The organism is Nitratireductor sp. ZSWI3, from assembly GCF_024655565.1.
Taxonomy (GTDB): Bacteria; Pseudomonadota; Alphaproteobacteria; order Rhizobiales; family Rhizobiaceae; genus Nitratireductor.
The window spans coordinates 1-9181 of record NZ_JANKOF010000138.1 but is presented as its reverse complement, the minus strand read 5'-3'; the positions used below and the strand labels follow the sequence as shown (position 1 = coordinate 9181).

Genomic DNA, 9181 nt, shown 5'->3' with positions numbered 1-9181 from the left:
ATCCGCCTATACGGTGGACAGGCGGACGGGCGACCTGCAGGACGCGCTGGCGACCGCGACCCGCGCGCAGCCGGCAACCGGCGAGGCACCGGCGGATCAGGCTCCGGCCTCGACCGCATCCGTTCCCGCGCAAAGGCCCGCCCCGCAAGCCGAAGCGGCAGCGGCACGCGAATCGCGTGTGGGCGCCGTCGGCCGACGCCTCATGAACCTGTTCGGCGGGTGATGGCCTCTCCTCAAGTGTACGACCTGAAGGGCCTGAACTGCCCGTTGCCCGTGCTGAGAGCGCGCAAGCGCCTTTCCGGCATGGTTCAGGGCGAGCAGATCTGGCTGGAGACGACCGACCCGCTGGCGGTCATCGACATCCCCGCCTTCTGCACGGAACACGGCCATAAGCTGGTCTCGGCCGAGCCCATAGCCGAAGGCCACCGCTTCCTGGTCGAACGCGGGTAGCTTTTCATCTTTTGCTTGAAGCGTCGGGCGCTTGCCTCCCCCCTCTGGCCTGCCGGCCATCTCCCCTTCAAGGGGGGAGATTGGCCGGCCGCAACGACTTTGACCAACCGTCCAACGTCGCAAGGAATGCGACACGGTGCCGTCACTGATCTCCCCCCTTTGAGGGGAGATGCCCGGCAGAGCAGAGGGGGGTGCGAAGGGGCGTCCGACGTTTCCAGCAAAGATAAGAAGCTTCACCCCCTGAAGCCGGCGATCGCCAGCGGGTTCGCCTCCAGCGCCGCCCGGTCGGGCGTGTCGATGCGGGCCTGCCCCGTGAAGGCCGCGAAGAGCCCGCGGATATAGCCCTCGTCGAGACCGGTGCCGATCACCACGAGCCGCACGCCGCGCGTTGCGTCCGGCCATGCCTCGAGGTAGCGCGGCGCGTGCAGCATCTGCCGCACGCCCTGGACGACGAGCGGCCGCTGCGGCGCCTCGCATGTCTCGACCAGCCCCTTCAGCCGCAGGATGCCGGCGCCGCACTGGCTGCGCAGGAGATCGAGGAAATTCTCGACGGCCGACAGCGGCATCGCTTGCCCGTATCCGAGGAAGACGGTCTCGAACGGCGCCCCATGCGCATGTGCGTGAACCGCGCCGTCGTGCCCATGGCCGCCGTGGTGGTGGTGGTGGCCGTGCGGCGCGGCCTCGACGGCCTTTGCCGCCCGCGCTCCGGCATCGAGCGCGCTGCAATCGACCAGCACGGGGGCGGTTGCAGCGGCGGCGTCCAGGAGGTCGACCCCGGGCGCCAGCGCCTGCAGGCGCGCCTTCAGCGCATCGACGACGCCGGCCGCCGCATTATCCGCCTTGGTCAGGATCAGCCGGTCGGCCACCGCCACCTGACGCCGCGCCTCCTCGTGCCCATCCAGCGTCTCAAGGCCGTGGACCGCGTCGACCACGGTGACGATGCCGTCCACCCGGAAGGTTTCGGCAAGCCCCGGATGCGCGGCGAGCGCCTGCAGCACCGGGACGGGATCGGCAAGCCCCGTGGTTTCGATGACGACGCGCCGTAACCGCTCGATCCGCCCGTCGCCAAGCCGCTCGGTAAGGTCCACCAGCGTGTCGACCAGCGCGCCGCGCACCGTGCAGCACAGGCAGCCGTCGGACAGCTCGATCACGCCCTCGGACGCCTGCTCGACCAGCAGATGGTCGATGCCGACCGCGCCGAACTCGTTGACGATTACGGCCGTGTCGGCGAGCGCCGGATCGCGCAGCAGCCGGTTGATCAGCGTCGTCTTGCCGGCGCCGAGAAAGCCGGTCACCAGGGTCAGGGGAATCGCGCCCGCCATGGCTCAACCGCCCTGGCCGGTCACCATCACCGCGCCGTCCGGCGAGCGGTCGGGGCGCGGCGTCGGGATCGGCACATTGGCATAGCGCGGGGCATTGGATTCGGGGCCCGTGGCACCGCCGAGGGTGATCACCACCGGCCGCGGATCGTGCGCCATCGGCCGGATATAGGGCGAGCGGACGATTAGCCGGCCCTCGTCGTCGCGTTCCTCGACACGCTTTGCAACGGCTTCCTGCGAGCAGATCTGCGGACGCAGGTCGACGACCACGTTGCGGTTTTCGCCATAAGGCGTGAGGCTGTCGAGCTGCGGCGCGGCAAAGCCCTGCGTCTGGAAACCCTTGGCCAGAAGCCGTGCCGACTCTTCGCCGCGAACCACCTGCGAGGAGGCGCCCAGAACGATTGCCGCGAGCGTCCGGCCGTTGCGTGTCGCCGTGGAGGCGAGATTGAAGCCGGAGGAACAGATGTAGCCGGTCTTCATGCCGTCGGCGCCTTCGAAGCGGCCGATCAGCCAATTGTAGTTCGGCATGATTTTCTCGCCCGTCTGGATGGCTTCCAGCGAGAAATAGTGGGCGTGCTGCGGAAACTCGGTGCGCAGGGCGCGCACGAGGACCGCCAGATCGCGCGCGGTTGTGTACTGCTCGGCCGAGAACAGGCCGTGCGCGTTGACGAAGTGCGACCCGGTCATGCCGAGCTCCCGGGCCATCGCATTCATGCGCACGGCAAAGCCGCGCACCGAGCCGCCGACGGCCTCCGCCACGGATGTGGCGACGTCGTTCGCCGACTTGACCATCAGGATCTTGAGAGCGTTGTCGAGGGTCAGCACCGAGCCGACGGGATAGCCCATCTTGCTCGGCGGCTCCTTGGCCGCCTGGGCAGAGATGCGGACCGGGGAATCGAACTGCAGCTCACCGGCCTTCACCGCACGAAACGCGACATAGGCGGTCATCAGCTTGGTCAGCGAGGCCGGGTACCAGCGCTGGAAGGCGTTGTCGTGCGACAGGACCTTGCCGCTGCCGACATCGATGACGATGGACGCACCCGCATGCGCCGGCGAAACCGCCGCAAAACCCCAGAACAGAAGCGCCAGAAGCGCCGCGCCGCACCTTGTCGAGATCATCAGCTCATCCGAATTTCTTCACTGTCGCCCGGATTGCCGGGCCTGTCGCACATCGTCCCATGGCACTCTCGCAGGGACGCGTGGTGCTTTTTTGACACCCGGCGGGGTCGGCGCAGCCTCCTCGCCCGTGCCGCCGGGTCCATCGTCATTTAACGCATGTTCCGGCCGTTTGGCAAAGCGCGAAGCCGGATCGCGGTAAACGGCCCGTGCATCGCCGGCCGTCCAACGCAAAGGCTTTTGCTGTGCCATTCAAGTCCCTTGCCATCATGCATGGTCCCGTCCTAGGAATTTGATCATCGGGAGTTCCAGACTGACCAGCCCCAGGTGCCGTTCCGAAACATGTTCGACCGCGGCCAGCGGAAACGAGGCCAGCCGGCCTTTGAAACGCCAATCGGGCAAAATTTTGAAGGAAGCCTTTAATGCCGATCCTGAACCGTGCCGCCGAACTGCAGGAAGAAATCACCGAATGGCGCCGAGACATCCATCGCCATCCCGAGCTCCTGTTCGATGTCCACAGGACGGCAGATTTCGTGGCCGAGAAGCTGAAGGCGTTCGGCTGCGACGAGATCGTGACCGGGCTCGGGCGCACTGGCGTCGTGGGCATCATCCGCGGCAGCCGCAGCGAGGGGCCGACGATCGGCCTGCGTGCCGACATGGACGCCCTGCCGATGACCGAGGCCACAGGCAGGCCCTGGGCCTCCACCGTCCCCGGCAAGATGCATGCCTGCGGCCATGACGGTCACACGGCGATGCTGCTCGGCGCGGCGAAATACCTCGCCGAGACCCGCAACTTCAACGGCACGGTGGCGGTGATCTTCCAGCCGGCCGAGGAAGGCGGCGGCGGCGGCAACGAGATGGTCAAGGACGGCATGATGGAGCGCTTCGGCATCGAACGCGTCTTCGGCATGCACAACATGCCGGGCCTGCCCGTCGGCCAGTTCGCCATCCGCCCGGGGCCGATCATGGCGGCGACGGCGGAGTTCGTCATCACCGTCAGGGGCCGCAGCGGCCACGCGGCGATGCCGCACACGGTGGTCGACCCGATCCTGGCGGCCAGCCAGATCGTCACCAGCCTGCAGAGCATCGCCTCGCGCAACGTCCATCCGCTTGATTCGGTGGTGGTGTCGGTCACCAAGTTCCACGCCGGCGACGCCTTCAACGTGATTCCCGATGAGGTGGAGATGGCGGGCACCGTCCGCACCCTGAAGAAGGACGTGGCGGCAGAAGCCGAGAAGCGCATGCGCGCGATCTGCGAGGGCGTGGCGGCGGCGCACGGCGCCACGGTCGATGTGCAATACGACGCGAATTATCCGGTCACCTTCAACCACGCCGACGAAACGGTCTTCGCAGGGGCCGTGGCGGGCGAGGTCGCCGGCACGGCGAATGTCGACACCGACGTGGTGCCGACCATGGGCGGCGAGGATTTCTCCTATATGCTCGAGGCGCGCCCCGGCGCCTTCATCTTCATCGGCAATGGCGACACCGCGGCGCTGCACAACACCGGCTACGACTTCAACGACGAGGTGATCCCCTACGGCGTCAGCTATTGGGTGCGGCTGGCGGAGAAGGCACTGGCCGCCTGAACCGGCAAGAAAAGGCGGCATCCGGTGCCGCCCTGCCCATCATTTCGCCTTGGCGAAGCTGCCCCTTGGCGTTATGAGAGGCTTTGCGTGGTCCCGTAGCTCAGCAGGATAGAGCATCAGATTCCTAATCTGAGGGTCGCAGGTTCGAATCCTGCCGGGATCACCATCTGCACCATGTACGCCCCGGACACACAGGTTATCTTTCATACCGGAGACACGGGTAGCGCTTTCGATCCGCATTGATCGGGCCATGGCTTCACGCTGATTTCTCCCGAGCCATCACGGCCGTTGCAGATCCGCCGCGTTCACCTCGACGCGCTCGCCGAGGCTCTGTAGGCTGTCGTGAAGCAGTTGAAGGAGGTAGGCCGGATTGTGGACGAATCCGCCGCGATCCTTCGCCGCCATCTGAAAATTGTAGGCGGCTTGGAGCAGCCTGGGTGTCCAACGCCGGTAGCGGTTGGGAAAGACCGCCTCATCGGGGCTGATCTCCCCGTCTCCATCGCTATCGGCAAAGAAATAGGGGAAGCTGTCCGGCGCATAGCCGATCGGCGTGCCGGCCACCTCGGACGCGTAGGCCTGCATAGCGCCGTAGAGCCTTTCATGCAGGCCAAGGATTTCGGAATGAATGCCCTCGGCGGTGTTTCCATCACCATCGAAGTCGGCATGCCGCGTGCGTATGTCACGGACATCCGCGACGCCCCGATGGCAGGACAGGCAGCCGTCGATCGCAACGCGGGTCGTGTGCGGATCGTGACAACCGGCGCAGGTGTTCGCGCTCGGCACATGCTGAAAGCGCCCGACATAGGTGCGGCCCGGATATTGATAGCCGCCGCGCACCTGCCCGCCATGCAGGACAGCGGCCGCCACGCCATAATGGATGTTCATGAAAGAAAGATCGGCGGACACCGTGTCCGCGTCGAGCGCCTGCGTCGCCGCCGCGACGGCATCGCCCGACAGCCGTCCCTGGTGACACACGGTGCAGACGGCCGAATCTCCCAGCCCCTCGACCCTGACCCCGGAGGGGAAGCGGACGCTGGACAGCACGCGGGCAGCCGCATTGTGGCAGGATGCGCAACCGATCGGGGCGTTGATCGATGCCGGCCGGTCGACCTTGCCCGGCGTGCTCTTGTCGGCGCCGAGAAAATCGACGAAGCCTGGCTGCGAATGGCAGGCGGCGCACTCCACCGGCACTTCACCATCTTCGTTCCAGTGGGTGAAGGAGGGTGAACGATAATCGCCATGCGGCGAAGCCATCCACGCTTCGACCAATGCTGCCAGGGGATCGTCTTCCTGGGCCGCCAGAGCACCGGCGACCGGCGGAACGGCCAGAATTGCCGCGACGAGCACCCGAACGATCCTGCCCCACTGCATGCCAACTCGTCCCCTTCTGCACCAGGTCGTTTGAATCATATCCCGGCAGACGGTGCAGGCCTATGACCTGGGTCAAACCGCGACGCACCATTGTTGGGTATATCCATCGCCATCACGGATCGAAGAAGGCGATGGTCGAGCGCAACGACGCCGTCAACCATAAGGACGCCATGAAGACCGCGCGTCATCCGAAACGCATGCCTGGGGTCGCCCTCGCGGCGGCTTACGTGGTCTTCTGTGCCCTGCCGGCGGCCCTGGCGGCAGCGCGGACCACGGCCCCTCTCGATCCATGGGAGAGGACTGCCGCAGCGCTGGGGTTGGCAGGGCTCGCGGCAATGGCTGTCCAGTTCGTCACCTCCGGTCGGTTTCAGATCGTTTCGGGACATCTCGGCATCGACAAGATCATGGCGTTCCACAAGGTGGCCGCGCGCTGGGTTCTCCTGGCGCTTCTCCTGCATCCGCTTTTCTACGTCCTGCCGACCTGGCTGGAAGATCCCGATCTCGGGCTCGAGAGGCTTGTTGCCTATCTCACCCTGCCGCACTACCGGAGCGGCGTCGTGGCCCTGCTCGCCCTTTCGGTTCTCGTCGTCACGGCCATCCTGCGCGAATGGCTGCCCTGGCGCTACGAGTTCTGGCGCGGCAGCCATCTGGTGCTCGGCATGATCGCCGTCGGCGCCGCCCTCCACCACGCGGTTGCCGTGGGCCGGTTCAGCGCGGCGGGTCCGGTGCAGGCGCTCTGGTGGGTCGTCGGTGCGGGCGTCCTTGCCGTCGTCGCAGTGCTCTACGGCTGGCGCTGGTTCCTCTTGCGCCGGCGACCGTGGCGGTTGACCTCCGTCGCGAAGGTTGCGGACCGCATGTGGGAACTGGACCTGCAGCCGGCCCACGAAAATCCGGCCTGGGGCTACGAGGCCGGCCAGTTCGTCTGGATGACCGAAGGCAGGCGGCGCTTTCCGCTCTTCGATCACCCATTCTCCATCGCCGACAGCCCCTTGCGGCCCGGCCTCAGCCTGATCGTCAAGGAAGCCGGTGACTTCACCAACCGGGTCGGCAAGCTGGCGCCCGGAACTGCAATCGGCATCGACGGGCCCTATGGCGATTTCACCCTCGATTCGCATCAGGCGCGCAGTGTGCTGCTTCTGGCCGGCGGCGTCGGCATCGCTCCGATCATGGGGCTGCTGCGCGACATGGTGGCACGGCGCGATCCCCGGCCGGTTCGGCTGGGCTATGCGGTGGGCCGGCCCGCGAACTTCGCCTGCCTGCCGGAGATCGAGGCCGCGAGCGCCGTGCTCGACCTGCAGATCATGCTCCTGAGCGAGAAGAACGAGGAAGCTTGGACGGGACCTGTCGGGCGGCTCGACCGCGGCCGGCTTGCCGAGCTGCTGGAGGGCCTCGGGTTGCAAGAGACTGTGGCGCTTATCTGCGGCCCGGGCCCGATGACCACGTCCGTGTCGAACGCGCTCCTGGAACTCGGCCTGCCGATGAAGAACATCGTCTATGAACGTTTCGACTATGGCAGCGGCCCGGCCTCGCGCCAGGACCGGCGGCGATCGCTCCAGTTCGCCGCTATCGGCCTCGCCTTGGCCCTGACGCTTTTCATCCTCTCCGCCCTCTGAGCTTCGCAGGTCCCTCGTCGCCAGGCGATTACCAATAAAGTATTTCTGCGCGTTCAACTGCAGAAAGTGTGCCAAATGTGTCACATATAGGGCTTTTGCACGGCAAAATTGCATCCAATTGGGTTGTCACCATAACAATGTAGTGTCTTTATTTTGCCTGGGTCCGGGGGGTGGTGCGTCTGATTGCCAGGCGCTTTTATTTTGAGGGGCCCTCTCGATGCGGAACTGTCGATTCAGTTTATCGCACACCAGATCTTTGTTGTTCGGAACCGCGGCGATCGTCGGCGTCTTCTGGGCGCAGGCCCCCATGGCATATGCCGCGTGCAATCTTGTCGCGACCGGCGGAAACGATGTCCTTGTCTGCGACAGCGGCACCCATTCGGGGGATTTTCTCGACCTCGGCGGCGACAACGCGCTGACGATGCCGGAAGCCGGCACGGGCACGATCGACGGCAGCGTCACTTTCGGCCCGGGCGCCGACACGATCGAGATCCATTCCGGCGCGATCACCGGCGAGGTTCAGCAGGGCGACGGCGTCGACGACTTCGTCATGACCGGCGGCCAGATCGGCAAGCTCAACCAGGGCGGCCATTTCGACACCTTCTTCATGTCGGGCGGGCGCATCGTCGATGCCTTCGACGATGGCGATTATGCGCAAATGACCGGCGGCCGCATCGGCCGCGTCAACATGAAGCTCGCCGACAATGTCTTCCTCATGTCGGGCGGCACGATCGACGGGAATCTCGTCGCCGGCTTCGGCAACGACACGGTCGAGCTCTCTGGTGGCACGATCGGCGGCAACATCTCCGTCAGCGGCGGCAATGACAGCGTGACGGTGACCGGCGGCACGGTCGGCGGCGAAGTGCGACTGAGCGTCGGCGACGACACGTTCAACTGGAACGGCGGCGGCATCCTCTACGGCGCGGTCGATCTCGGCGCGGGCGACGACACGGCTTCGCTCGGCAATCTGACCGATGCCAACATCGGCGCCACGCCGCAGATCACCGGCGGCACCGGCACGGACGGCCTCACCTTCGACAACGTCAAGACGGCGGACGTGTCCCGCTTCGACGGCTGGGAGACGATCGACCTCACCAACGACACGCAGCTCGTCTTCGACGAGACGCTGACGCTCGGCGACAGCGGGACGGGCACCGGATCGCTCACCGTCGACGCTGCGAGCACCATCTATGGCGGTGAAGCCAATGGCGGCATCGCCGCCTTCACGGCCGGCCAGTTCGTCAACGTCGTCAATGCGGGGCGCATCGACCTGACCAATGGCGCCGCCGGCGCCACGGATACCTTCACCATCGGCGGCAACTATCTCGGCGACGGCGGCCAGCTGTTCCTGAACACGGTGCTGGGCGACGATTCCTCCGCATCTGACCGGCTGGCCATCGAGGGAGACGCCTCCGGAACCACCGGCCTGAACATCATCAATGCCGGAGGCGCCGGCGGCGTCACCACGCTGGACGGCATCATGGTGGTGGAGGTCGGCGGGACGAGTGCCGCCGGCGCCTTCGCCCTCAATGGCCGCGTGGCGGCCGGCGCCTACGAATATTACCTGTTCAGAGGCGGTGTCTCGGCGGACACGGAAGACAACTGGTACCTGCGCTCGACGCTCGTCACCCCGCCGGCCGCCCCGTCGCCGGAGCCGGCTCCGGCCCCCGATCCGGTGTCTCCACCCCCGCCCGAGCCCGAACCGGAAGAACCGGTGGTCACCCCG

The 9181-nt window shown here is 66.3% G+C and carries 8 protein-coding genes and 1 tRNA gene; 6 read left to right on the top strand and 3 right to left on the bottom strand.

Annotated elements, in window-relative coordinates:
- Together NUU27_RS23960 and NUU27_RS23955 are read left to right on the top strand one after the other, a co-directional pair.
- The coding region (locus NUU27_RS23960) for a hypothetical protein (RefSeq protein ID WP_374568063.1) at positions 1-223 on the top strand (223 nt) is incomplete at its 5' end.
- Positions 223-450, top strand: coding sequence for a sulfurtransferase TusA family protein (locus NUU27_RS23955; protein WP_257764817.1), 228 nt, complete (start codon positions 223-225; stop codon positions 448-450). The genes NUU27_RS23960 and NUU27_RS23955, both read left to right, overlap by 1 nt.
- A 233-nt stretch (positions 451-683) precedes the next feature.
- Here NUU27_RS23955 and NUU27_RS23950 read toward each other — a convergent pair whose 3' ends face one another.
- A complete protein-coding gene (locus tag NUU27_RS23950) occupies positions 684-1772 on the bottom strand; it encodes a GTP-binding protein (protein WP_257764816.1) in 1089 nt (362 codons plus the stop codon).
- A 3-nt stretch (positions 1773-1775) separates the two neighbouring features.
- Positions 1776-2888, bottom strand: coding sequence for a D-alanyl-D-alanine carboxypeptidase family protein (locus NUU27_RS23945; protein ID WP_257764815.1), 1113 nt, complete (start codon positions 2886-2888; stop codon positions 1776-1778).
- 419 nt (positions 2889-3307) lie between these two features.
- On the opposite strand from NUU27_RS23945, the gene NUU27_RS23940 reads away from it, so the two are divergent.
- Together NUU27_RS23940 and NUU27_RS23935 are read left to right on the top strand one after the other, a co-directional pair.
- Entirely contained in the window at positions 3308-4471 is a 1164-nt protein-coding gene (locus tag NUU27_RS23940) for a M20 aminoacylase family protein (RefSeq protein WP_257764814.1), read from the top strand.
- Between the two features lie 89 nt (positions 4472-4560).
- Positions 4561-4637: transfer RNA gene (locus tag NUU27_RS23935), tRNA-Arg, on the top strand.
- 113 nt (positions 4638-4750) lie between these two features.
- Here NUU27_RS23935 and NUU27_RS23930 read toward each other — a convergent pair.
- A complete protein-coding gene (locus NUU27_RS23930; protein WP_257764813.1) occupies positions 4751-5842 on the bottom strand; it encodes a polyheme membrane-associated cytochrome C in 1092 nt (363 codons plus the stop codon).
- A 62-nt stretch (positions 5843-5904) separates the two neighbouring features.
- On the opposite strand from NUU27_RS23930, the gene NUU27_RS23925 reads away from it, so the two are divergent.
- Together NUU27_RS23925 and NUU27_RS23920 are read left to right on the top strand one after the other, a co-directional pair.
- A complete protein-coding gene (locus tag NUU27_RS23925; RefSeq protein WP_257764812.1) occupies positions 5905-7455 on the top strand; it encodes a ferredoxin reductase family protein in 1551 nt (516 codons plus the stop codon).
- A 307-nt stretch (positions 7456-7762) separates the two neighbouring features.
- Positions 7763-9181 (top strand): autotransporter outer membrane beta-barrel domain-containing protein (locus NUU27_RS23920; protein ID WP_257764811.1); only part of this gene is annotated, 1419 nt, incomplete at its 3' end.

Bases quoted from the DNA above. Each gene is read 5' to 3' on its own strand.
- NUU27_RS23925 (WP_257764812.1), top strand. From the start codon at position 5,905: ATGACCTGGGTCAAACCGCGACGCACCATTGTTGGGTATATCCATCGC.
- NUU27_RS23955 (WP_257764817.1), top strand. From the start codon at position 223: ATGGCCTCTCCTCAAGTGTACGACCTGAAGGGCCTGAACTGCCCGTTG.
- NUU27_RS23930 (WP_257764813.1), bottom strand. From the start codon at position 5,842: ATGCAGTGGGGCAGGATCGTTCGGGTGCTCGTCGCGGCAATTCTGGCC.
- NUU27_RS23950 (WP_257764816.1), bottom strand. From the start codon at position 1,772: ATGGCGGGCGCGATTCCCCTGACCCTGGTGACCGGCTTTCTCGGCGCC.
- NUU27_RS23940 (WP_257764814.1), top strand. From the start codon at position 3,308: ATGCCGATCCTGAACCGTGCCGCCGAACTGCAGGAAGAAATCACCGAA.
- NUU27_RS23945 (WP_257764815.1), bottom strand. From the start codon at position 2,888: ATGATCTCGACAAGGTGCGGCGCGGCGCTTCTGGCGCTTCTGTTCTGG.